Raw genomic sequence first — 24,573 nt, 5'->3', positions numbered from 1 at the left:
TCTTTTTTATGTGCGTCAAATATCGCGAATGGTATTTGCCCACAATGAATGAAACCTTGCCATTGCGTAGCGTTTTTTCTTGAGCTTACGCCCGTGTCAACGCTAAGAACCCTGTATCTTGAAAGATAATGATATATCCTTGTTATTAATGGAAATATGCGAGGGTTAGGTGTTGCAGCAATTAAAGGCAAGTTTAAGACGTTATGTTTGGCTTCTATTCATTTTATGGTGTGTATTAGCGGTTGGCTTTTGGCAGCAATCGAAGCAAACCATTCAAATGCTTTCAACCGTTAATGAGTTGGGAAGTAAAATAGAGGAAGTTCGTAATTTTTTTAATTTCGAACTGACCAATCGCGTGCAGCACGTAGACCCAACTGCTCTGAAACTCCAGCTTGTTTATGCCGTTCGCCTTCAACTTGAGCATGAATCTTCGGGTGGTGTATTTTCCCCGGACTTAACCCAGTTATTCTATGCTACGGATCGTTTTCTTGAAAACGCGCATGCTTTTATTGGCAGTGATCATGAATTGGTTTCACTCGCAGAGCAGTTGCGAAACAGTCGTGCCAGAGGCAACAACTCAGAAAAAGTTCACTCAATGTATTATCGCTTGGGGGCGCTGGTATTAGAGTCAATTTTCAGTGATTCAACCACAAGTGCAGACACTTACCGTGAGCTCGACTCCCTATTCATTGAATCGGATTCATTAATTGTCGAAGAGCGCTCAGCGTTTCAACGCCGACTCGCGCAAACCTCAAACGTACTCGCCGCGAACGCGCAAGGACGTTATTTAGCTAAGCAACTACTCAAACCTGACTTAGCGAATCAGTTAGCAACGACGAATATGACCTTAGAGCGAGCACTCACGCAGTTAATCGTGTTGTTTGGCGGAGTAAGCGGACTATTTTTATGGGTCGTCACCTGGGCTGCCTTCGGCAAAAAAGAGCCTAATAACCTGAACGGAATAAAGGTAACGGATACCAGTGCGGATCTTCTTCAGACAGACAAGCCTGACATTAGCATCGATGAAGGATCATCGAAGAAAAATGAACAACAAGTAACAGTTACCCATTCATCTTCAGAAAAAACGCCTGCGCTGGTTGACGTTCCCTATATTGACATTAACAAGATGCTTGAATCTTTGTCTGGCGACGAAGAAGCCGTTCATATGTTGTTAGAAGTGTTTATTCAGGACCATTCCAACGACGGCGTGAAGTTATGTCAATTGTTGAACGCCGATAAAGAACAAGCTCAAAGAGTCGTACATAGTCTGAAAGGCGTTTCAGGCAGTCTGGGAGCGATGCCTTTAAGTTCCATATCGGGTGATATTGAGCTATTGATTAAAGAAAAACAAAACGTACCGGAAAGTAAGCTCAATAAGTTGAAGGATATATTGGAGCAAACCATACTTTTTGCAAAGCGTGTTCTCAAAAGTGAAAAGATACAAAAAACGCTAACAGATTGATATTACTCTGACTTAAACCGTTAGAGGTTGAGGTATTCAAGGGCGCACTGAACTGTTTCTCAGTTCGCCTTGATTCCTGTTCTACACCAATTTATTAAAGGTAATACCATGTCTGCTCATCGAATATTTTCAATGATGGTTATGTGGGTGGCTATGACAATCTCTGGATGTTCACTTTTATCAGTGAAAATTGATAGCCAAACCGTACCGCTTACCAAGCAAGAGCTCAATATGCGTATATTGACGAGAGAATATGCGTTGCAATATTTTGCTCAGGTAGAGCAAGCTGCTGATTCTTTAGAAGCTAAGTATGACCCCAACGACCAAATTAACCAATCTTACCTCCTATTATGGAAAATAAACGCGGAAGAAGGCTTACAGGCCTCGGCTTATCAGGTCACCCCTATGGCTGGCCTGATTGATACGTGGGTATTCGCGCATCAAGTCGACGAGTTTTTTGCTACAGGAGCAGGCAGCAATCTGTTTGCCACGGATGAAGCCAAAAACGTCTCTGAGCATTTGGCGAATGAAGTCGACAAGCTCGCTCAATCCATATTAAAAAAAGAAGTGTATGACAATACAAAACCGTTTGTGGCTAATTTCGTCAAGCAACATCCCTTTGCTGACCTGAGTATGATCCGAACGCCAGCCTACCGGGCATGGTTGGAATTTTCTCAAATTAGTGAGGAAGAAGCCGTAATGACGTTAGGAACAATGCCAGAAGCGCTAGGGGATGTGTCTGATCGGTTAAGTTTAGCGTCTAAACAAGCACCAAAGATCATGACATGGAAGGCACAATTACTGGCACTAAACAGCTCAGCCAGCATTGAAAAAGTCAACGCGGCGCTAAATAGCCTGCAAGTGACAGCCGATTCGATGAGAGACTTTATCGATAATAACCCAGAATATATGCGCTATTTGGCTGAGCAAATGGCACTTGAACTTCAGCCTCTGGTTGACGATATCGATATGAAAACCGAAGCTCGTCTATCTCAGTTAGGTGAAGAGCGTCAGGCGCTAGAAGAGATGGTGGCAAGAGAACGCCAGGAGATTGCGTTGATTATTACTCATGAAAGAGAAAAATTTGCACAAGACATCGATCGCGTCTCTCAACAGGTTGTCGATTTGGCAATGACAAAATTGATTGAGCTAGTCAGAAGCACCATTATCTATTTCATTCTGTTCATTATCGCGATCTTCTTTGCTCCGCTAGGTCTTGGCTATGTACTGGGAAAGCGGGCATCCGTCAAAGCAAACATAAAAGAAAGCTAGTTTGACTGCATTACCTGAATTCAGCATAAATAAAAAGAGCGCCTTGGCGCTCTTTTGTTTTTGATATCAGTAAACGGTATTAAGCCGTTTGTTGTTGTAATTCCGTTTCTTCTTGTGCGGTAGACTCTGCCACTGGCTCGCACTTATCAACGAACCATCCCATGTAAGAGCTAATGATTGTCACAATGATACAGACAAAGCTAAGCCACATGAACGGTGCGTAAGACAGGGTCGCGACACCTAGGATACTTGCCATGTAGATGCCGTTGTCACTCCAAGGAACCATACCAGAGGTTAAGGTGCCACCGAACTCTGCGTTACGAGATAAGTTTTTGCGTTTGTAACCAAGACGGTCGTAGTTTTTAGCACAGATTTTTGGCGTCAGGATGAGAGACACGTACATTGCTGAACCAAATACGTTACCCATAAATGCGGTACCAATGGTGCTGGTTGCCAATGAACCAGAGCTCTGGACACGTTTTTCAAATAGCTTCGCAATGGTTTCTAACACGCCAACTTTATCCAGCAAGCCACCAAAGCCCAAACCAAATACGATCACCGCGACGGAGCCTAGCATAGACGACATACCGCCTCGGTTTAGGATAGAGTCGATGAAATCAACACCAGACGAAATCGCAAATGGCGCCCACGCTGTATTGAATGCCGTCAGAAAATCTACATCCTGAATCATGACTGCCCAGATGATACCCAGTAACGAGCCAAAGCTGATAACAGGGAAAGAAGGCATGCGCATCGCCAGTAGGCCAAGCACGATTATCACTGGCACAAACGAGTAAGGTGTGATGTAGAACTGTTGCTCCATCGCTTTAATCACAGAGTCTACCTGGCTCATATCGACTTGGCCTGCATAGTGAAAGCCAAATGCGGTGAACATGATGCCAGTGATGATGTAGCTGATCAGCGCAATAGGTAACATACCTTTGATATGTTCCATCACTTCGACGTTAGACATGGAAGAAGCAAGGATTACAGAATCAGACAACGGCGACATTTTATCTCCGAAGTAACATCCAGAGAGAACCGCACCCGCTGTAATCGGAGCCGGAACACCAAGACCCTGACCAATTCCCATCATGGCAATACCCGCAGTACCAGCCGCACCCCAAGATGTACCCGTTGCTAATGCTGTTAAAGAACAGATGATCATCGTAGCGAGCAAAAAGATGGATGGATGAATAGCTTGTAGCCCGTAGTAAATGATGGTCGGAACAATACCACCGGAGATCCAGGTGCCAACAAGTGCACCTACGGCAAGGAGGATTAAAACCGCACCCAAGCCATTAGAAATACCATTTAATGCTGCTTTTTCAAGGTCTTTATACTGATGACCCAGCTTTATGCCCAATAGCATAATAATGAACCAGCCAATGTACAGCGCCAGTTGGATTGGAAGATCGAGTTTAGCAGTGAACGAAAATGCCAAAAGAAGGAATAAACCTAACGAGATAAATACCTGAATCAGGTTAGGAAGGCGTGTTGTAACTTGCTTCATACGTGCCTCTGTATATCGTGGAGCAATAGAAGAAGACGCTCCTTGTTGTAATAGCGGCATAACATACAGTAACCAGCATTATATTTCGAATCTTTGGTGTTTTATGTTGATCTAGGGCGAGTTAAACGTTTGCATGTGAAGTTATTTTCTAGATATGTTTAATAAAATTGGTGGTAAATGTTTTGTGGTGTGAAAATTATGTGCTTCAAATGTTACAGACAAAAGAGTGGTAAGACCAATGTGGGTAAAAAATAACTTTTCCTACTTATAAATGACGATTCCACGGAGTTCAAATGCTCAAAAATTACTTCTAAAGCAATTTTTCGGTAGAAAACGTTAAAAATTGCGCTCATTTACAAATTAGGGCTTGAGATTTTGCTGCGAAAATTGAACTATGGGAGAAGGTTTTTAATACATGGAGAGTTAAGGCGATGAGAGTTGGTTTAGTTGGTTGGCGCGGTATGGTAGGTTCAGTCCTGATGCAGCGCATGGTTGAAGAAAAAGACTTCGATCTAATCGAACCAGTATTCTACAGTACTTCTCAAATTGGTATTCCTGCTCCTAACTTAGGAAAAGACGCAGGCTTACTACAAGACGCGTTTGATATTGAAAGTTTAAAACAGCTTGATGCGGTGATTACGTGTCAAGGTGGTGGTTACACTGAAAAAGTGTACCCAGCACTTCGTCAAGCTGGTTGGAAAGGTTACTGGATTGATGCTGCTTCTACTCTGCGTATGGCAGAAGATTCAATCATCACACTGGATCCTGTAAACCTGAAGCAAATCCAGCAAGGCATCCACGGTGGCACTAACACGTTTGTTGGTGGTAACTGTACAGTAAGTTTGATGCTAATGGGCCTTGGCGGCCTGTTTGAGAAAGGCTTAGTTGAGTGGACAAGCGCGATGACGTACCAGGCGGCTTCTGGCGCAGGTGCACAAAACATGCGTGAGCTGATCTCTCAAATGGGCGTTATCAATGATTCAGTGAGCTCAGAACTTGCTAACCCAGCAAGCTCTATCCTGGATATCGATAAGAAAGTTGCAGAGACGATGCGCAGCGCTTCTTTCCCAACTGACAAATTTGGTGTGCCACTAGCTGGTTCGCTTATCCCGTGGATCGATGTGAAACGTGATAATGGTCAGAGCAAAGAAGAGTGGAAAGCGGGCGTAGAAGCAAACAAGATTCTTGGTTCTCAAAGCTCACCAGTTCCTATTGATGGTACTTGTGTACGTATCGGTGCGATGCGCTGTCACTCACAAGCATTAACTATCAAACTGAAGCAAAATGTGCCAATGGATGAAATCGAAGAGATCATTGCTACTCACAACGATTGGGTAAAAGTGATTCCAAACGAGCGAGACATCACGGCGCAAGAGCTATCACCAGCAAAAGTTACTGGCACGATGTCTGTACCAGTTGGTCGTTTACGTAAAATGGCGATGGGTGATGACTTCCTGAACGCGTTTACGGTTGGTGACCAATTGCTATGGGGCGCAGCTGAGCCTTTACGTCGTACACTAAGAATTATCCTTCAAGAGAAAGCATAACGTTTCTCTATTTTTGATGAAAAGAGCTCCTCATTAGGAGCTCTTTTTTTTGCTTTCGCCCCGAACGACACGTTTGTCCGGATCGGCAAGTTCACTACCACAGTGCTTGCAGTAGATGGCGTCTGGATCATGGCCTGCTTGCGAACAGTTTGGGCATTTGACCAATTCTTTATGTGATTGAATTTCCTGGTGCAACTCTGCGGTAAAGATACCTGTCGGCACGGCGATTATCGAATAACCCAGCAACATCGTTATTGAAGCCAGTGCTTTTCCTAGGTTGGTTTGGGGAACCAAATCACCGTACCCAACCGTGGTAATGGTCACGATGGCCCAGTAAATGCTTTTTGGGATACTGGTGAAACCATTTTCTGGCCCCTCAACGATATATATCAGTGACCCAAATATGGTTACTAGAATGGCAACTGCACTGAAAAAGATGAAGATTTTCCTGCGAGCCATGAGCAATGACCGAAGCAGAACATTAGAATCTTGAAGATAGCGTACTAACTTTAAAATTCGGAAAATACGCAACACACGCAGTGCTCTAATCACGCCCATAAATGACGCTGATGGGAAGAATAGCACTAAGTAGGTTGGCAGAATCGCCAGTAAATCAACAATCCCGTAGAAGCTTTTTGCATAAGCGGCGGGTTTAGGTGAGCAATATAGGCGAAGAAGGTACTCGATGGTAAACAGGCCGGTAAAGGTGTACTCCAGGTACTTTAACTCCTTTGCCCATTCAGCTTGCACCGCAGGAATAGAGTCGAGTACCAGAACAGCCAGTGAGCTTAATATCGCAATAATTAATACGATATCAAACGTTCGACCAGCCTTGGTATGCGTGCCAAAAATGGTAACGTAGAGTGTATTTTTCAGAGAGTGAGTCTTCATGACAAAGCGATCCATGGTTGAATCGCTCTATCATACAAGCTTATGGAATATCAGGCTAATCCGGGAAATAGGTTACGTAACCCATTAGCGATGAACTCAATGCCGAGAGCACCAAGGATCAGACCCATAATACGGGTGATTACGTTGATCCCTGTTTGGCCTAAAAAGCGAACGATCAATGGAGCAGAGCGGAACAGCAACCATGAGCAAAAACAGAACACCCCAATAGTAATACTAATGCCTACCGTATCTAGCATACTTGGGTAGCGAGCTCCGTAAACAATAGTCGAGCTGATTGCACCCGGTCCCGCCATTAGAGGCATTGCTAAAGGAACAACCCCGATCTGTTCACGACTGACGTATTCAGATTTCTCTTGTTTATTTTGTTTATCCTCACCCAACTTACCACTCATCATTGAGAATGCGATGCTTAGCAGCAGCAATCCGCCAGCAACTCGAAATGAATCCAGAGAAATGCTGAACATGTCCAGCAGGAGCTGACCTGCGAGTAGCGAGATACAAAGGATTATTGCAACGGCGATGTTTGCGGTTGTGGCTGTTTTACTCTTTTCTTCAGGTGTCATGTGGCCTGTCAGAGAGACGAACACTGGCATGATACCAACAGGGTTAACGGCAGCAACCAGACCTAAAAAAAACTGTAAGAAAATAGCGAGCTCAAAAGTTTGCATAGTGCATTCTCATAAACATTCACATAAGTGAAAAATGGAGAGAGTAGGTTATCTAAATCGTTTGAAGTTAAAGACACTCTATTCAGACGATATGACGTTGGACGCTAAATGTAAGTGAAAACACCACCCAGTAGAAATGAAAAAAACTAACGTATTTCCCATACTATTTGTGAGAAAAACTAATTTTTTAAAAATCTGTATCTAATCTGCAAATCAAATGTTGCATGGAGTGCTATTGTTTAACAGTTGTGTTTTACACAAACATTCACAATGGTGCACTTTTGATTAAAAACAAAGGGCGATTGCAGAGAGGTGAGGTAATTCTATATACTATTAGTAGCACATTAAATTAGGCGTACATGTAATTTTTATGTCTAAAAATGAAACTTTTTTACAGTCTGGTGTAGTTAATTTAATTTTTTTGTCTGTTTGCTGCTTTTTTGTTCTATGGTTTGTAAGGTATAAAGTTGTTTATTATCAGTTGGTTATAATTATACCTGTCGCTTATACTACACTTTGGTGGTATTTCGAGGAAGAGAACTGATCCAAGTCAATTATTTTCATGCTTTGAAACATTATACTCAGCCATGAAAGCAATTTACTAAGTCGTTTGTTTGTTAAGTGGCTGATAAGCAGCAAAAAGAGATAAGCAATAGCCTTACTAAAAAGTTTTTAATATTTGTTAATTTTAGGAGAATCCCTATGCCTGTAACTAATATGGCTGAACTAGATGCAATGGTTGCCCGCGTTAAGAAAGCGCAAGAAGAGTTCTCTACTTACTCTCAAGAGCAAGTAGACAAAATCTTCCGTGCCGCTTCTCTTGCCGCTAACCAAGCTCGTATCCCTCTAGCGCAGCAAGCGGTTGAAGAATCTGGTATGGGTATTGTTGAAGATAAAGTAATCAAGAACCACTTCGCTTCTGAGTTTATCTACAACAAATACAAAGACGAACAGACTTGTGGCATCCTGGAAGAGGATGACAACCTGGGTACGATGACTATCGCTGAGCCTGTAGGCATCATCTGCGGTATCGTACCAACCACTAACCCAACTTCAACTGCGATCTTCAAATCTCTAATCTCTCTGAAGACTCGTAACGGTATCATCTTCTCGCCACACCCACGTGCGAAAAACTCTACTAACGATGCAGCGAAACTTGTTCTGGATGCAGCAGTAGCAGCGGGCGCACCAAAAGACATCATCGGTTGGATTGACCAGCCTTCAGTTGAGCTTTCAAACGCTCTAATGAAGCACGATGACATCGCACTTATCCTTGCAACTGGTGGTCCAGGCATGGTGAAAGCCGCTTACTCTTCTGGTAAGCCAGCAATCGGTGTAGGTGCAGGTAACGTTCCAGTTGTTATCGATGAAACGGCTGACATCAAACGTGCAGTGGCTTCTATCCTAATGTCTAAAACATTCGATAACGGCGTAGTGTGTGCTTCTGAGCAGGCTGCAATCGTGGTTGACGAAGTATACGACGAAGTGAAAGAGCGTTTCGCAACGCACAAAGCTTACGTACTAAGCAAAGCTGAAGCAGAGAAAGTTCGTAAAGTTCTGCTTATCGACGGCGCACTAAACGCGAAAATCGTTGGCCAACCAGCAGCGGCTATCGCTGAAATGGCAGGCGTTAAAGTACCTGCGGACACGAAAGTTCTAGTAGGTGAAGGTCTAGGTAAAGTATCTTACGACGACGCATTCGCTCACGAGAAACTGTCTCCAACGCTAGGTCTATTCCGTGCTGACAACTTCGAAGACGCGGTTGCTCAAGCGGTAACTATGGTTGAAATCGGCGGTATCGGCCACACTTCTGGTCTGTACACTAACCAAGACGTTAACGCAGACCGTATCCGTTACTTCGGTGACAAGATGAAGACGGCTCGTATTCTAATCAACATCCCGACTACTCACGGTGGTATCGGTGACTTGTACAACTTCAACGTTGCTCCTTCTCTAACGCTAGGTTGTGGTTCATGGGGTGGTAACTCTATCTCTGAGAACGTAGGTCCTAAACACCTAATCAACAAGAAAACTGTTGCGAAGCGAGCTGAAAACATGTTGTGGCATAAACTACCTAAGTCAATCTACTTCCGTCGCGGTAGCCTTCCAATCGCGCTTGGCGACCTAGAAGGTAAGAAACGCGCATTCCTAGTTACTGACCGTTTCCTATTCAACAACGGTTACGCAGATGACGTAGTGAAACTACTGAAAGCACAAGGTATGGAAGTTCAAACGTTCTTCGACGTTGAAGCTGACCCAACGCTATCTGTAGTAGAGAAAGGTGCTGCTCAAATGGCGAGCTACCAACCAGACGTGATCCTAGCTCTAGGCGGTGGTTCACCAATGGATGCTGCGAAAATCATGTGGGTAATGTACGAGCACCCAGAAACGCACTTCGAAGAACTTGCAATGCGCTTTATGGACATCCGTAAACGTATCTACAAGTTCCCTAAAATGGGTCAAAAAGCTGAGCTTGTATGTATCACTACAACTTCAGGTACGGGTTCAGAAGTTACTCCATTCGCGGTTGTTACTGACGACAAGACTGGCGCTAAATACCCACTAGCGGACTACGAGCTAACTCCTAACATGGCTATCGTTGATGCGAACCTTGTTATGAACATGCCTAAGTCGCTAACCGCATTCGGTGGTTACGATGCAGTCACTCACGCTCTGGAAGCTTACGTATCTGTTCTAGCGAACGAATACTCAGATGGCCAAGCTCTTCAAGCACTTAAGATGCTAAAAGAGTACCTACCATCTAGCTACGCGAACGGTGCAAACGACCCAATCGCTCGTGAGAAAGTACACAACGCAGCAACTATCGCTGGTGTGGCGTTTGCGAACGCATTCCTAGGTGTTTGTCACTCAATGGCGCACAAATTAGGTGCTGAGTTCCACGTACCACACGGTTTGGCTAACGCACTGCTTATCTCTAACGTTGTACGTTACAACGCGAACGATAACCCAACTAAGCAAACTGCGTTCTCTCAATACGACCGTCCACAAGCACGTCGTCGTTACGCTGAAGTTGCAGACCACCTAGGCCTAAGCCAAGCAGGTGACCGCACTGCTCAGAAGATTGAACGTCTACTAGCATGGATGGATGAGCTAAAAGCTAACCTAGACATCCCAATGTCTATTCAGGCGGCTGGTGTTGCTGAAGCTGACTTCTTCGCGAAACTGGATGAGCTAGCGGTTGAAGCGTTCGATGACCAATGTACTGGTGCGAACCCTCGCTACCCACTAATTAGCGAGTTGAAAGAAGTTCTGACTGCTTCTTACTACGGTAAAGCTTTCGTTGAAGGTGAAACTTTCGAAGGAACTACTGTAATCAAGAAGAAAGCAGACCAAGAAGCAGCGAAACCTGCTCCTAAAGCTAAAAAAGAAAAAGCAGACGCGTAAGTAAGCGTTGTTTTGAACAAGGTTTTCGCTAGCACGAAACCTTAATCGGGAAAAGTTAAAAGCCCCAGTCGAATGACTGGGGCTTTTTTTATCTTCTTTGTTCAGCCTTGGTGCGCATTCCCGTATTGAGAACGAATCAAACAGATGCTTCTTTTAGACTTCGGTAGATACTACTCTGCCGCTAAAGTACTCATTCGCGACAATGTACTCAGTGTTACGTACTAGCTCGTCCTGAATCTCCGCCCAATGGATCGCGTCTAAATCTTCTTTGGTATGAGAGACCGATGGGATTACACCACCGACTCTGATATTGAAAGGAGTCAGCTCTTTTGCCCAGCTATGAGTGAACCCAGATACCAACGCCGCTAAACTTTCTACGCCAGTCAGATCTTCGTGGTTATCATGCGAAATCACATTAACAATCACGCCTTTCTTATTCCGGCTACGGAAACGTTCTGCGGAAACCTGACCATAGGTATAAAGAAAACGAGCAGCAGAAGATAGATGGTCGATATATATACTCATTGGCTCAGGCGCCATTAAGCTCGGCATTGGGGAGCTGGTCCAGCAATTGACCACCACATCTGGTGTTGCGCCAAGTTCGGATTCTATTTGGTCAAATAACAAGTTGATCGAAGTTGTGTCGTCACTGCATACGTGCATGGCGAAAACCTTATTGGTAAACGCGCTAATTTGCTCGTAACTTTCCTTAAGCGAGTCGGCATTTTGATCACATAGAATCAACGTGGCGCCGAGGTGGGCAAAGTGGCTAGAGCATGTTCTGCCAATGACTGAACCTGCTGATGTGACGAGTATAATTGATTCTTTGATATCCATATAACACCTACACAGCTCCGTATAAACCAGTGGTTTGTGCTGACAGCATGGATTAATTTCAAACGGCTCAGTGTGAAAAGCTTCAAACTAACGCTTTTGGGGGAAGACTATTGTGTGGGAATTAGTAAGTCGTCACATTTCGTATGTGTTACAAGTGTAATCAGGTAGTGAAAAGTTGAATACTAAGCCCGAGTTTGAATTTGGTATTGGCGCTGAGCGGTAACCAGTTGGTTATATAGCCCGGCATCAGCAATAAGAGTCTGATTTCTCGTACCTAAACGACGTCGTTCATGGCCTGATAGGTTATGGTAGACCTCTTCTGGAAGGTTAAACGTGTCTTGGGGCATATAAGTTAGCGCATCTGGCTTGAGGTAGTGGCTAAGCTTTGCGGAAGGTAAGCCTGCATTATGAAACTGTTTCGCTTGTTCTGCAGCGAGTTCATAACTGCTGCTGTCTGAACGCAAACTTTGTGGTTGAGAAAGGCCAAATTGCTGGCGTAGAACTTCGTCACTTGCTTTTACTTCGCTGACTTCTTCTACAGGAACCACATCGCGTACATCGTTAGAAAACATCGATAGAATCAAAGCAAAATCGGCACGACGACCTTCGTGTACGGCGCTATTAATACCATAACCGAATTGTAGTTCGTTGATAATTGCTGCTTTGTCTAAAGTATGAATTTGCATGGTGCTCCTCGTAAGATGCTTTTATAGCGGCATGAATCAGAAGAACTTTAGAAAAAAGAAAGCACTAAGAGGGTATTGAAGGGGGCTGTAATAAAAAAGCCCGCTGTATTAGCGAGCTTTTGAATAAGACTAAATTGAACTAGGGGGAAGTAAATTACTTCGCTAGGTTCTCTGCTACGAAATCCCAGTTTACAAGAGCCCAGAAGCCATTCATGTAATCAGGACGTACGTTGCGGTAATCGATGTAGTACGCGTGTTCCCATAGGTCAACAGTTAGAAGTGGAGTTACACCTTCTTCTGTTAGAGGAGTTGCTGCGTTAGAAGTGTTAACGATGTCTAGAGAACCGTCAGCCTTCTTAACTAGCCAAGTCCATGAAGAACCGAAGTTGTTGATTGCTGCATCAGTGAACTTCGCTTTGAATTCTTCGAAAGAACCGAATGCTGCGTTGATTGCATCAGCAACTGCGCCAGTTGGCTCGCCGCCCGCGTTTGGAGCTAGACAGTGCCAGTAGAACGTGTGGTTCCAGATTTGAGCAGCGTTGTTGAATACGCCACCAGTAGAAGTCTTGATGATCTCTTCTAGAGTTTTGCCTTCGAACTCAGTACCAGGAATAAGACCGTTTAACTTAACTACGTAAGTGTTGTGGTGCTTACCGTGGTGGTAATCTAGAGTCTCTGCTGAGATGTGTGGTTCTAGTGCGTCTTTCGCGTAAGGAAGAGCTGGTAGTTCAAATGCCATTACTCGATTCTCCATTGATATGAAAGGGTAACCTTTCGATTGCTTCCAGTGTTTTTATTCGTTCTGAGTCGATACGACTGACTTGCTAGGTATTTTAGCAAGTTTTTACTTTATTAAAACCCCGATATGAAAATATTTTAAGATGTTAGCTGTGACGAAGTGATGAATCTTGCGTCATCAAACAAGCTTAGTTTAAACCATATCAATTATATGGTTTTTATTCTGCCGTTATTGAGTAGAATGTGGCAGATAAACAAAGTTAAAACCTATGAATGAGGAAGCGATGGAAACTATCGACAAAATCAAACAGCAGATTTCAGAAAACTCTATCCTGCTGTACATGAAAGGATCACCGAAACTGCCAAGCTGTGGTTTCTCTTCTCAAGCGTCACAAGCACTAATGGCATGTGGTGAGAAGTTCGCTTACGTAGACATTCTACAAAACCCAGACATCCGTGCTGAGTTACCAAAATACGCGCAATGGCCAACGTTCCCACAACTGTGGATTGAAGGCGAGCTAATTGGTGGTTGTGACATCATCCTGGAAATGTTCCAGAAGGGTGAACTTCAGCCGCTAATCAAAGAAGCTGCAGCACGCGCTGAAGGTGAAGCTGAGTAATTCGTAAATACTCACATTTAGCGATAGAATACGAGGGAGCCGCACTGGCTCCTTTTTTCTTTTTTAAGGTAGTGGAATGAACATAAAGCTTTACTACGTGCATGATCCTATGTGCAGTTGGTGTTGGGGATACAAACCAACCATCGATAAACTGAAGCAGCAACTGCCGGGTGTGATTCAATTTGAGTATGTGGTGGGTGGGCTTGCACCAGATACAAATTTACCAATGCCACCAGAGATGCAACAAAAGCTCGAAGGGATTTGGCAGCAGATTGAGCGTCAGTTAGGAACTAAGTTCAACTACGACTTTTGGAAATTGTGTACGCCAGTAAGAAGTACTTACCAGTCTTGCCGAGCTGTGATTGCTGCGGGTTTTCAGGACAGCTATGAACAGATGTTGGAAGCGATTCAGCATGCTTATTATCTGCGAGCGTTACCACCTCATGAAGAAGCGACGCATTTACAGCTAGCAAAAGAGATTGGCTTGAATGTCCAGCAGTTCAAAAACGATATGGATGGCACCCTGCTAGAGGGCGTATTCCAAGACCAACTGAGTTTAGCCAGAAGCCTTGGGGTGAACTCTTATCCGAGTTTGGTTCTGCAAATCAACGATGCCTATTTCCCGATTGAAGTTGATTATTTGTCGACGGAAACAACGCTAAAGCTAATTCGTGAACGCATCATCGATAATATGCCTGCACAGTAATGTAGATTTTAGATAAGAAAAAGCCGCTCATTGAGCGGCTTTTTCGTAACTAAGTGTATCAACGGATTCTATTAAAGAACGGATACTAAAGCACCATTGCAGCAATCCAACCGAAGATGATCAGTGGGATATTGTAGTGGATAAATGTTGGTACTACGGTTTCCCAAATGTGCTCATGTTGGCCATCGGCATTCAGACCCGATGTTGGACCTAATGTTGAGTCAGAAGCTGGAGAACCTGCGTCACCGAGTGCTGCTGCGGTACCAACTAGCGCAATTGTTGCCATCGGTGAGAAGCCAAACGCTAATGAAAGTGGTACATAAATGGTCGCAATAATTGGGATCGTTGAGAACGAAGAGCCAATACCCATAGTTACCAGCAAGCCCACAACCAGCATCAGCAATGCAGCCAGTGGTTTGTTATCGCCGATACTTGTAGAAAGCGATTGAACCAAGGTTTCTACGCCACCAGTTTGCTTCATTACTGCGGCAAAACCTGCTGCAGCGATCATGATAAAGCCAATCATAGCCATCATGTGAACGCCTTTAGTGAATACGTCGTGCGTTTCTTTCCACGCAATCACACCACCAAAAGTAAAGACCATGAAACCAGCCAGTGCACCAATGATCATTGAACCCGTGTATAACTGAACACTCAACGCAGCAACAATGCCGATCGCAGCGACAAGGATGTGTTGCTTATTGATCACATGATTTGTTTCATGGACAACGGTCAACTCGGTTTCTTCATAGATACGAGGCTTACGGTAGCTGACAAAAATCGCGATCAATAAGCCAAAAATCATACCTGCACCAGGAAGCAACATCGCCGTTGGAACTTGGCTTGCCACAACGTTTTCTAGGCCGTTGTCATGTAAGTTCTTTAATAGGATGTTGTTTAAGAAGATGCCACCAAAACCTACAGGTAATACCATGTATGGCGTGATTAGGCCAAAAGTCAGAACACAGGCAATCAGACGGCGATCCAATTTAAGCTTCGCAAATACGCCCAAAAGAGGTGGAATCAAAATTGGAATAAAGGCGATATGGACAGGAATCACGTTCTGAGAAGACATGGTAACTAAGATCAATGCTACCAATACCGCGTATTTTAAACCGGTCGTTGATGCAGAACTTTCTTTACCATTGATGCGTTTAATCACATCTTTAGCTAATAGATCAGTAATACCAGACTTAGAGATTGCAACGGCAAATGTACCGAGCATCGCGTAGCTTAAAGCAATAGTTGCACCGCCACCGAGACCGCTTTCAAAAGCAGCAACGGTATCGCCTAGGCTCATGCCAGCGACAAGACCACCGACAATGGCACTGAACGTGAGGGCAACCACCACGTTTACCCGCATCAACGCTAACACGAGCATGACGCAAACAGAAATAACGACAGGATTCATACTTTTTCCAATATATTGTGTTTACTTATTATTTTCGTCAACAAGCGGCCAACCACCCAGGGCCTTCCATTTGTTAACAATGCCACAGAATAACTCTGCAGTTTTTTGTGTATCGTAAAGTGCCGAATGCGCTTCACGATTGTCGAATTCCATACCCGCCGTTTTACATGCTTTAGCAAGAACGGTTTGGCCGTAAGCAAGGCCACTTAGTGCAGCTGTGTCAAAAGTGGCAAACGGATGGAAAGGGACTCGTTTTAGTTTGCAACGTTCGTTCGCTGCGTTAACAAAACCTAGGTCGAAAGCGGCATTATGCGCAACCATGATTGCTCGTGAACAGTCTGCGGCTTTTTGCTCTTTACGGATGAGCTTATAAATTTCTTTTAGTGCTTCTTGTTCAGAAACCGCGCCACGTAGTGGGCTAAAAGGGTCACGAATGCCATTGAATTCTAACGCTTCTTTCTCCAAGTTCGCACCTTCAAACGGCTCAACATGAAAATGAATGGTAGAGGCTGGATGCAGGACACCGTCTTCATCCATGCGAAGGGTAACGGCGCATATTTCTAAAAGTGCATCAGTTTGAGCATTGAAACCCGCGGTCTCAACGTCAACTACCACAGGGAAATAACCACGAAAACGCTTTTTCAGGGTTAGAGCTTCATTTTCTATTGTCATGTTGGCTTATTTTTGTGTGACGAAGGCGGCATTATTACAGATTCTTACGATGAGAAAAACCGCAATATCAGATAAAAATACAATTCTGCTTTTTAGATACTCAATTCGTCACAGTGGTGCGAAATCCGCAGGTAACAACCACTGAAACGCTACTTTTATTTTTGTCGCCGTCCATTAATCTGACCGCAAATATTGATTGCTAGCAGGTATAAAACAGGGTTGGTTTAGTTATTGGCGGGATTATTGCATTAGAAATGATTGTTTTTGAATTGATGCAGATTGGCGGCAAAAGACTGCCATTTAAGAGAATGATCGCAGATGAATAAATGGCTGATAACCAGTGGTGTTATGTTTTCATTGTTTAGCGCTAGCAGTCACGCGGAGTTGAGCAAGCGCTATGTCGCAACGCCGCAGCAGTCTCAATGGGAGATGATTGTTAACACACCACTCGAATGTCAACTTGTACATCCCATCCCAAGTTTCGGTGACGCGGTATTTTCGTCACATGCGAGTAAAAAGATCAATTTAGACTTCGAGTTAAAGATGCGTCGCCCAATGGGGGAGACTCGTAGTGTGAGCCTGATATCGATGCCTCCACCATGGCGTCCGGGTGAGCATGCGGATCGCATTACTAACCTAAAATTCTTCAAGCAGTTTGACGGCTACGTGGGTGGTCAAACAGCGTGGGGTATTTTGTCTGAACTAGAGAAAGGCCGTTATCCAACCTTTAGTTATCAGGACTGGCAAAGTGGTGATCAAAGAATCGAAGTCGCACTGTCATCGGTGCTGTTTCAAAGTAAATATGATGCCTTCAGCGATTGTATTGCCAATTTATTGAAGTACAGTTTTGAAGATATTGCGTTTACGATTTTGCATTACCAACGTCTGGGCGATCAACTGACCAAAGCATCTAAAAAGCGATTGTCGCAAATAGCGGATTATGTCCGCCATAATCAAGACATTGATTTAGTGCTGGTCGCCACTTATACCGACTCGACCGATGGCAAAAGTGCCAGCCAGGATTTATCGGAAAGACGTGCAGAATCGCTACGAAACTATTTCAAATCCTTAGGTCTACCAGAAGATCGTATTCAGGTGCAAGGCTATGGTAAGCGTCGACCAATCGCTGACAATGGCTCGCCAATTGGTAAAGATAAAAACCGCCGCGTTGTGATTTCTTTGGGGCGAACACAAGTCTAGTGTTCGCGTCACTTCAGATTGCCGATGGTGAGAGTGATTTGATAGAACCTAGTATTAAAACGGACTTGAGCCGTTTCCTCTAGTTCAGGCGAAACTTGGCGATGATTTCACAGTTAGTGGCGGTGTCGATTTTTTCAACTTGTTTAGCAATCACAGGGTTAGGATGACGTTTCATAAAATCAATCAGTGCTTTTGTGCAGCAACCAATGGATTCCATAAAGCTTGCGCAGTCCTTATTTGGGCATTGAGGAATGAGAGTCAGGACTCTTTCAGACGCCAGTTGAAGGTATCGGAGCTCATATTCTGTGTCACCTGCCCAGCGCCAGAATTGTGCTAGGTTATGACAGGAAATAACTGAGATTAACAGGCGTTCGTCAGCTTCAATCTCCACACATTCACTGATGTCTTCACTTAACCTAAGCGCCTGTTGATAATGAAGAATACTACGTATAGGGTCATCTAATTGAAGGGCGGTATCGGCCAGAAGTGTGTGTTTTTCCCATTCGCTGATCATTATCGTTATCCCACATATCGAAGTTGGACTTAAATCTAAACGATAATTATTATCAGGTAAAGTGTTTTGTTTACAAATAAAAAGGCAGGTCTCACACCTGCCTTTCGTTCATGCTTGTAACTACCGTTCACTAGAGACGTATTAGCCTTCTAAGCCTGCCGTTGCTTGTTTGTTTTGGATCAGCTCGATCATGTAGCCATCTGGATCTTTTACGAAAGCGATGTGAGTCGTACCACCTTTAACCGGACCAGGTTCACGCGTTACATTACCGCCAACCGCTTTAATAGCGTCACAAGTCGTGTAGATGTCATCTACGCCGATTGCGATATGACCATAAGCATTGCCCAGGTCATACTCGGTTGTACCCCAGTTGTAAGTCAGCTCAATAACCGCACCTTCTGACTCATCGCCGAAGCCTAGAAAGGCAAGTGTGTACTCGTACTCTTTGTTTTCATTGGTACGAAGCAGCTTCATACCCATAACGTCAGTGTAAAACTTGATTGATTTGTCTAGATCACCCACGCGTAGCATAGTGTGTAGAATTCGACCGTTTGACATTTTTAACTCCTAGCTTTCATTTTCAAATAGCATTAACTATCTGGATATACTTTCTCTTTATATTCACACAAATCTTCAATGATGCAGCTACCGCAGCGTGGCTTTCTCGCCAAACAAGTATAGCGTCCATGAAGAATGAGCCAGTGGTGAACATCGAGTTTAAACTCTTTAGGTACCACTTTTAATAGTTTGTGCTCGACATCATCGACCGTTTTGCCCATCGCGAATTTGGTACGATTCGATACGCGATAAATATGCGTATCGACGGCAATGGTGGGCCAGCCAAAAGCGGTGTTGAGCACAACGTTTGCCGTTTTTCTTCCTACGCCCGGCAGAGCCTCAAGTGATGCACGATCTTCCGGAACTTCACCGTTGTGCTTTTCCAGCAAGATCTTACAGGTTTTGATTGTGTTTTCTGCCTTCGAATTAAACAGGCCAATGGTCTTGATGTATTCTTTTAAGCCATCAACACCTAAATCAAACATGCTCTGTGGCGTATTTGCTACAGGGAAGAGCTTGTCAGTGGCTTTGTTTACGCTCACATCCGTCGCTTGTGCTGAGAGCAATACAGCGATAAGCAGTTCAAAGGGAGAGTTCCAGTTTAGCTCGGTCTGAGGGTTTGGGTTGTTTTCCCTTAATCGTTCTAAAATTTCAATTCTTTTGACTTTGTTCATTGCGGATTTCCAGTACCGTCTTGGCGGATTAAAAAGGCCCTACGAATGGTAGAGCCTAATTTTTTATTCTGCGTACTAAGCGTTGGTGACGCGGGCACGTTCAATGGTCGGTTTTTCTTCTTTTGGTTGTCGTGCCTGAATCGAGTTATCGATAATATTTTTTAAAGCGATCAGCAAGCCAACACCAATGAAAGCGCCTGGCGGTAGCAGAGCCAGAAGGAAGCTGCTATCAAAGTGGAACACTTCAATTCTAAGTGAAGCTGCCCAATCGCCTAGTAGTAAATCTGCACCGTCGAATAACGTGCCGTTACCAATGAGCTCACGCATAGCACCTAGTACAACTAGTACACTGGTCATGCCCAGACCCATCCATAAACCGTCTAACGCTGACGGCAGTACATCGTTTTTCGACGCGTAAGCTTCTGCACGGCCGATAATAATACAGTTGGTTACGATCAGCGGGATAAAGATACCGAGCGAAAGATACAAACCGTATGCGTAAGCATTCATTAACAGCTGCACACAGGTAACCAGTGCAGCAATGATCATAACGAAGACCGGAATACGGACCTCTTTTGGCACGTAGTTGCGGATAAGAGAGACCGTCACGTTTGAGCCGACCAGCACCAATAGCGTAGCAATGCCCAGACCAAGTGCGTTTGTGATCGTAGATGACACAGCCAGCAGAGGACAAAGACCAAGCAATTGAACTAATGCTGGGTTGTTGCTCCACATGCCGTTTTTCATCAGCAGTTTGTTTTCACTCATTGGTTGCCTCCTGCGCAGTCTAGGGGCTGACTAAGAATCTCGTCACGGGTGTTATTGACATAGTTTACGGTGTTTCTCACTACTTTGACCACTGCTCTTGGCGTAATTGTCGCGCCGGTAAACTGATCAAAATCACCGCCGTCTTTACGAACTCGCCAAGAGTTCCAGTTTGCTTCTGTGACCTCTTTTCCGGTGAAACTCAGGATCCAATCTGATACACGAAGGTCGATTTTATCGCCCAACCCCGGTGTTTCTTTTTGGCTGAGGACGCGAGTTCCCAAAATTTTCCCTGCGCTATCAATACCTGTGATGACTTTTATCTCACCGTTGTAACCATCTGGGGCGATAGACTCAATCGCGATCGCGGTTGGTTCGCCATCTTTCGTCGCAATATAAGCTGGCATCGCATGTGTTCCTAGCTCCGGTGAGCTGACCATGGTGCACGCCTGCGTTAACGCGTTGTCATGCATGGTCTCAGGAATGACCTGATTAAGCACCGACAACAACTGTTTGCGTTCTTGTTGTTTGATTTGATCTTCGGTTAAGTACTGAGTCAATGCCACTAGACCAGTTGTGGCACAAGCAAAGATAGCGAGTGTCAGACCATTTTTTCTAATTGCGGTTAACATGTTTACCTCAGTGCCCGTAAGTTCTAGGTTTGGTGTAGTAGTCAATCAGTGGCACGCACATATTGGCTAGCAGAACCGCGAATGCAACGCCATCAGGGAATCCACCCCAACTGCGAATGATAAAGACGAGTGCACCAATTAGAGCGCCAAATATTAGGCGACCTTTTACCGTAGTTGAAGCAGAGACTGGATCCGTAGCGATAAAGAAAGCACCCAGCATGGTCGCGCCCGATAGCAAGTGGAATATCGGGGATGCCGTTTCTCCCGGAGTGATTAGCGAGAATACCAGACTAAACAAGGTCAGGCTCGCTAAGAAGCCCACCGGAATGTACCACTGGATGAGACGCTTTTTAATCATCACCAGTCCGCCAATGAAGTAAGCAATATTAACCCATTGCCAGCCAACACCCGCTAAACCAGAAAAAATAGGCTGTGACAGGATTTCACCTGGAGTTGCACCAGTATGCAGCCCTGTTTTAAAAGCATCGAGTGGTGTTGCCATTGTCACGCCATCTACGCCTGCACGCACTTGCTGAAGTGATAGGCCATCACCATCAAACCCAGTAAAAATCAGTGACAGGACGTCGGCAAAATTCACGTGATCCGGAATCAGAGATGTCGGCACGCTCCAGCTCGTCATTTGAACAGGGAAGGAGATAAGCAGCACAACATAAGCCACCATCGCTGGGTTAAATAGATTTTGCCCAAGGCCACCATAGAGATGTTTGGCTATAACAATCGCAAACACTAAGCCGATCACAGTTAGCCACCAAGGAGACCAAGGCGGAATGGCAACAGCCAGCAGCCAAGCGGTAACAATGGCACTGTTATCGCGAAGTGCTCGCATTGGAGATCGCTTGCGAGCGATCATCACTAATGCCTCCAGAGATATCGCAACAGCAATGGCAAAAATAAGCTGGATAAGTGTACCCCAGCCAAAAAAGTAAGTTTGAGCCGCTAAACCAGGGATCGCACACAGTGCCACCCATTTCATTAAATCAGGCGTGCTACGACGACTGTGGGTATGCGGTGAGCTGGCTATAAAAAACGACATTACTCGTTCTCCTCGGTATTATTTTTATCTGCTTCTTGCTGAGCTTTGCGTGCTTTTGCACGAGCAATAGCCGCAGCCACGGCGGCTTTCTTTGGATCTTCTGCTTTCTCTGCCGATGCATCATCTTCAGCAGGTTTTGCTTCTGATTCTTGCTGAGCTTTACGGGCTTTCGCGCGAGCTATGGCAGCAGCGACAGCGGCTTTCTTCGGATCGTCAGTTTGTTCAGCCGGCGCTTCGTCTTCAGACGGTTTTGCTTCTGATTCTTGCTGAGCTTTACGAGCTTTCGCACGAGCAATAGCCGCCGCGACAGCGGCTTTCTTCGGATCGTCGGGTTGTTCGGCCGACGCTTCATCTTCAGCAGGTTTTGCTTCTGATTCTTGCTGAGCTTTACGAGCTTTCGCACGAGCAATGGCAGCAGCGACAGCGGCTTTCTTCGGATCGTCGGTTTGTTCGGCCGGCACTGCATCTTCAGCAGGTTTTGATTCTGATTCTTGCTGAGCTTTACGAGCTTTCGCACGAGCAATGGCAGCAGCTACTGCGGCTTTCTTCGGATCTTCTGCTTTCTCTGCCGATGCATCATCTTCATCTGGTTTTGCTTCTGATTCTTGCTGAGCTTTACGAGCTTTTGCACGAGCAATGGCAGCAGCGACAGCGGCTTTCTTCGGATCGTCGGTTTGTTCGGCCGGCGCTGCATCTTCAGCAGGTTTTGATTCTGATTCTTGCCCAGCTTTACGTGCTTTGGCACGGGCAATGGCCGCAGCGACTGCTGCTTTTTTCGGATCGTCTGTTTGCTCAACCGGCGCTTCATTTTCAGCAGGTTTTGCTTCTGCTTCTTGTCCTGCCTTGCGTGCTTTAGCACGAGCTATAGCCGCAGCAACCGCTGCTTTTTTATCTTCCGGTTCAGCAGAGGTGGTGTCTTCTTGCTGTGCCTTTTTCGCTTTGGCGCGAGCAATAGCAGCAGCCACGGCTGACTTTTTATCATCAGTGTCGTTTGAACCTTCACTTTGCTCTTTTTCTGCTTTGCGTTCTCTAGCCAGACGCTTGCGCTCTTCACGCAGCTTGGCCATCTCGGTGTTATCCGGTTCTGCAGCGCCTGCTTCCGCGGCAGCGGCTTGTTTGGCTTTTGCTTTCGCTATCGCAGCAGCAACCGCTGGTTTCACGGCAGGTTCTGCTTTCTCTTCTGCATTAGCTTTTTGAGCTTTCACACGCGCAATCGCAGCGGCTATCGCATCGTCGCCACCTTTAGACTTCATATCTTTGCGGCGTTCATCAGCAGCTTTCTTGAAGCGGTTTTCTCGCTCTTCTTTTTCGCGTTCCATACGCGCTTTTTTCTCTTCAAAGCGCTGTTTGGCTCGCTCAGCCGCTTCTGCTTCTTGCGCTCGGGTGCGAATTTCGGCTTTTGCCTGGCGATAGTATTGCACCAGTGGAATTTCACTTGGGCAAACAAATGCACAAGCACCACACTCAATACAGTCTTTGAGGTTTAACTCTTCAAGCTTTTCATATTCTTCTGCTTTGGAGTGCCAAAGCAGTTGCTGAGGAAGCAGTGACGCCGGGCAGGCTTCAGCACATTGACCACAGCGGATACATTCCATTTCGTATTGGCTGGCTGAGATCTCAAAGCGAGTTGGCGCAAGAATACAGTTGGCCGTTTTGGTAATCGGAACATGGGAGTGGGGCAGTGTGAATCCCATCATTGGGCCGCCCATGATCAAACGTTGGAGCTTTTTATCGGCCTTGTAGCCAAATTCATCAAGCAACGCTTGGACAGGGGTTCCCAAAAGAGCCCATACGTTGCGTGGCGTCTTAAAGGTTTTACCTGTCAGAGTGACAACGCGTTCAATCATTGGCTCGCCATCAATGACGGCACGTTTGATTGAATACAAAGAACCTACGTTTTGAACCAGAATGCCGATATCAGCAGGGATCGCACCGCTCGGTACTTCTTTGTTGGTCAGAATTTTTATCAGTTGCTTTTCGCCACCTGAAGGGTATTTCGTTGGAATGACGCGGATAACAATGTCTTTGTTTAAAGCTGCATTCTCCAGTGCTTTGATCGCATCTGGCTTGTTATCTTCGATACCAATGATCGTCAGTTTTGGTTTTAGGATATGTTCGACAATCTCAATGCCCTGAATCAGTTCATCGGCATGTTCCTGAATAAGTTTGTCGTCGGCTGTAATATATGGCTCACATTCCGCTGCGTTGACAATCAGGATTTCCGTTCGAGCAACGCCAGATTGAATTTTCTTCGCGGTTGGGAAACCTGCGCCACCCATACCCGAAATACCCGCAAGACGGATAACGTCGATTAGCGCATCTGCAGATTCTTGTGTGTAATCGACAACAGGGGTTTTCTCACACCACGTATCTTTACCGTCAGGCGTGATAACCGCGCACAGTTCACTTAGCCCTGATGGGTGAGCGACCGTTCTAGGCTCGATCGCGGTGATTTTACCTGATGTTGGCGCATGAACAGGCACCGTAAAACCGGTTTCGGATTGTGTTAAAGGCTGGCCTTTTAGTACATTGTCACCTGCGGCAACAAGTAGGTTACCTGCTTTACCAATATGCTGTTTCAATGGCAGAACGATCTCTGCCGGAATTGCTGCGCGGAGTAATTCTGCTTTATTGGATTGTTTTTTATTTTCTGCCGGATGCACACCGCCTGGGAAATCCCAAAGCGACCCAGTACGAATTTGTTCAATCAAAGACAACATACGAAAC

Annotated in this window: 22 protein-coding genes; 7 read left to right on the top strand and 15 right to left on the bottom strand. The window is 45.2% G+C overall.

Going from position 1 to position 24,573, the window contains the following annotated elements; genetic code table 11:
- Positions 1 to 169 precede the first annotated feature (169 nt).
- Together VER99_RS09760 and VER99_RS09755 are read left to right on the top strand one after the other, a co-directional pair.
- On the top strand, positions 170 to 1,462 hold the full coding sequence (locus VER99_RS09760) for an Hpt domain-containing protein (protein WP_020334534.1): 1,293 nt from the start codon (positions 170 to 172) through the stop codon (positions 1,460 to 1,462).
- A gap of 108 nt (positions 1,463 to 1,570) precedes the next feature.
- Positions 1,571 to 2,734: a hypothetical protein gene (locus VER99_RS09755; RefSeq protein ID WP_020334533.1), complete on the top strand. Its 1,164-nt coding sequence runs from the start codon at positions 1,571 to 1,573 to the stop codon at positions 2,732 to 2,734.
- 79 nt (positions 2,735 to 2,813) lie between these two features.
- Here the strand turns inward: VER99_RS09755 and nhaC are convergent, their stop codons facing one another.
- Positions 2,814 to 4,247 carry a Na+/H+ antiporter NhaC gene (nhaC, locus tag VER99_RS09750; protein ID WP_014232558.1) on the bottom strand — a complete coding sequence of 478 codons (1,434 nt, stop codon included), beginning with the start codon at positions 4,245 to 4,247 and terminating at the stop codon, positions 2,814 to 2,816.
- A gap of 431 nt (positions 4,248 to 4,678) precedes the next feature.
- Here nhaC and asd point away from each other — a divergent pair, with 431 nt between their 5' ends.
- Entirely contained in the window at positions 4,679 to 5,794 is a 1,116-nt protein-coding gene (gene asd / locus VER99_RS09745; protein ID WP_014232557.1) for an aspartate-semialdehyde dehydrogenase, read from the top strand.
- Between the two features lie 33 nt (positions 5,795 to 5,827).
- Here asd and VER99_RS09740 read toward each other — a convergent pair whose 3' ends face one another.
- Complete coding sequence (locus VER99_RS09740; RefSeq protein WP_020334532.1) at positions 5,828 to 6,700, bottom strand: ion transporter; 873 nt, start codon at positions 6,698 to 6,700, stop codon at positions 5,828 to 5,830.
- A 35-nt stretch (positions 6,701 to 6,735) separates the two neighbouring features.
- Positions 6,736 to 7,374: a YchE family NAAT transporter gene (locus tag VER99_RS09735; RefSeq protein WP_014232555.1), complete on the bottom strand. Its 639-nt coding sequence runs from the start codon at positions 7,372 to 7,374 to the stop codon at positions 6,736 to 6,738.
- A 702-nt stretch (positions 7,375 to 8,076) separates the two neighbouring features.
- Here VER99_RS09735 and adhE point away from each other — a divergent pair.
- Positions 8,077 to 10,779, top strand: a complete 2,703-nt coding sequence (adhE, locus tag VER99_RS09730) for a bifunctional acetaldehyde-CoA/alcohol dehydrogenase (RefSeq protein ID WP_014232554.1) — start codon at positions 8,077 to 8,079, stop codon at positions 10,777 to 10,779.
- 153 nt (positions 10,780 to 10,932) lie between these two features.
- Here the strand turns inward: adhE and VER99_RS09725 are convergent, their stop codons facing one another.
- The 3 genes from VER99_RS09725 to sodB form a co-directional block, all read right to left on the bottom strand.
- Positions 10,933 to 11,616, bottom strand: coding sequence for an SDR family oxidoreductase (locus tag VER99_RS09725; RefSeq protein WP_020335682.1), 684 nt, complete (start codon positions 11,614 to 11,616; stop codon positions 10,933 to 10,935).
- Between the two features lie 182 nt (positions 11,617 to 11,798).
- Positions 11,799 to 12,302 carry a VC2046/SO_2500 family protein gene (locus VER99_RS09720; protein ID WP_020335681.1) on the bottom strand — a complete coding sequence of 168 codons (504 nt, stop codon included), beginning with the start codon at positions 12,300 to 12,302 and terminating at the stop codon, positions 11,799 to 11,801.
- Positions 12,303 to 12,456: 154 nt separating this feature from the next.
- The gene (gene sodB / locus VER99_RS09715) at positions 12,457 to 13,041 is read right to left on the bottom strand and encodes a superoxide dismutase [Fe] (protein WP_014232551.1); all 585 of its coding nucleotides are present in this window, start codon (positions 13,039 to 13,041) and stop codon (positions 12,457 to 12,459) included.
- A gap of 283 nt (positions 13,042 to 13,324) precedes the next feature.
- On the opposite strand from sodB, the gene VER99_RS09710 reads away from it, so the two are divergent.
- Together VER99_RS09710 and VER99_RS09705 are read left to right on the top strand one after the other, a co-directional pair.
- Positions 13,325 to 13,660 (top strand): Grx4 family monothiol glutaredoxin, encoded by a 336-nt coding sequence (locus VER99_RS09710; protein ID WP_014232550.1) that lies wholly within the window; start codon positions 13,325 to 13,327, stop codon positions 13,658 to 13,660.
- Positions 13,661 to 13,736: 76 nt separating this feature from the next.
- Positions 13,737 to 14,366: a DsbA family protein gene (locus VER99_RS09705; protein ID WP_020335679.1), complete on the top strand. Its 630-nt coding sequence runs from the start codon at positions 13,737 to 13,739 to the stop codon at positions 14,364 to 14,366.
- A gap of 85 nt (positions 14,367 to 14,451) precedes the next feature.
- Here the strand turns inward: VER99_RS09705 and VER99_RS09700 are convergent, their stop codons facing one another.
- Positions 14,452 to 15,777, bottom strand: coding sequence for a Na+/H+ antiporter family protein (locus tag VER99_RS09700; RefSeq protein ID WP_014232548.1), 1,326 nt, complete (start codon positions 15,775 to 15,777; stop codon positions 14,452 to 14,454).
- A gap of 21 nt (positions 15,778 to 15,798) precedes the next feature.
- Positions 15,799 to 16,449 carry a ribonuclease T gene (gene rnt / locus VER99_RS09695; protein ID WP_020335678.1) on the bottom strand — a complete coding sequence of 217 codons (651 nt, stop codon included), beginning with the start codon at positions 16,447 to 16,449 and terminating at the stop codon, positions 15,799 to 15,801.
- Between the two features lie 318 nt (positions 16,450 to 16,767).
- On the opposite strand from rnt, the gene motY reads away from it, so the two are divergent.
- Positions 16,768 to 17,649, top strand: coding sequence for a flagellar protein MotY (gene motY / locus VER99_RS09690; protein WP_020335677.1), 882 nt, complete (start codon positions 16,768 to 16,770; stop codon positions 17,647 to 17,649).
- Between the two features lie 79 nt (positions 17,650 to 17,728).
- Here motY and VER99_RS09685 read toward each other — a convergent pair whose 3' ends face one another.
- The 7 genes from VER99_RS09685 to rsxC all read right to left on the bottom strand — a co-directional run bounded on the left by VER99_RS09685 (position 17,729) and on the right by rsxC (position 24,566).
- Complete coding sequence (locus tag VER99_RS09685) at positions 17,729 to 18,163, bottom strand: DUF2753 domain-containing protein (RefSeq protein WP_014232545.1); 435 nt, start codon at positions 18,161 to 18,163, stop codon at positions 17,729 to 17,731.
- A gap of 141 nt (positions 18,164 to 18,304) precedes the next feature.
- Entirely contained in the window at positions 18,305 to 18,721 is a 417-nt protein-coding gene (gloA, locus tag VER99_RS09680) for a lactoylglutathione lyase (RefSeq protein ID WP_014232544.1), read from the bottom strand.
- A gap of 32 nt (positions 18,722 to 18,753) precedes the next feature.
- Complete coding sequence (nth, locus tag VER99_RS09675; protein ID WP_020335676.1) at positions 18,754 to 19,395, bottom strand: endonuclease III; 642 nt, start codon at positions 19,393 to 19,395, stop codon at positions 18,754 to 18,756.
- A gap of 75 nt (positions 19,396 to 19,470) precedes the next feature.
- Complete coding sequence (locus tag VER99_RS09670) at positions 19,471 to 20,163, bottom strand: electron transport complex subunit E (protein WP_020335675.1); 693 nt, start codon at positions 20,161 to 20,163, stop codon at positions 19,471 to 19,473.
- Positions 20,160 to 20,792 carry an electron transport complex subunit RsxG gene (rsxG, locus tag VER99_RS09665; RefSeq protein ID WP_020335674.1) on the bottom strand — a complete coding sequence of 211 codons (633 nt, stop codon included), beginning with the start codon at positions 20,790 to 20,792 and terminating at the stop codon, positions 20,160 to 20,162. The genes VER99_RS09670 and rsxG overlap by 4 nt, the downstream gene beginning before the upstream one ends.
- Positions 20,793 to 20,799: 7 nt before the next feature.
- On the bottom strand, positions 20,800 to 21,846 hold the full coding sequence (gene rsxD / locus VER99_RS09660) for an electron transport complex subunit RsxD (protein ID WP_020335673.1): 1,047 nt from the start codon (positions 21,844 to 21,846) through the stop codon (positions 20,800 to 20,802).
- Positions 21,846 to 24,566 (bottom strand): electron transport complex subunit RsxC, encoded by a 2,721-nt coding sequence (gene rsxC, locus VER99_RS09655; protein ID WP_020335672.1) that lies wholly within the window; start codon positions 24,564 to 24,566, stop codon positions 21,846 to 21,848. The genes rsxD and rsxC overlap by 1 nt, the downstream gene beginning before the upstream one ends.
- Positions 24,567 to 24,573: the final 7 nt, after the last annotated feature.

Source organism: Vibrio natriegens NBRC 15636 = ATCC 14048 = DSM 759 (genome assembly GCF_035621455.1).
Lineage (GTDB): Bacteria > Pseudomonadota > Gammaproteobacteria > Enterobacterales > Vibrionaceae > Vibrio > Vibrio natriegens.
The sequence above is the reverse complement of the archived record's forward strand: the minus strand, read 5'-3'. Positions and strand labels throughout refer to the sequence as shown.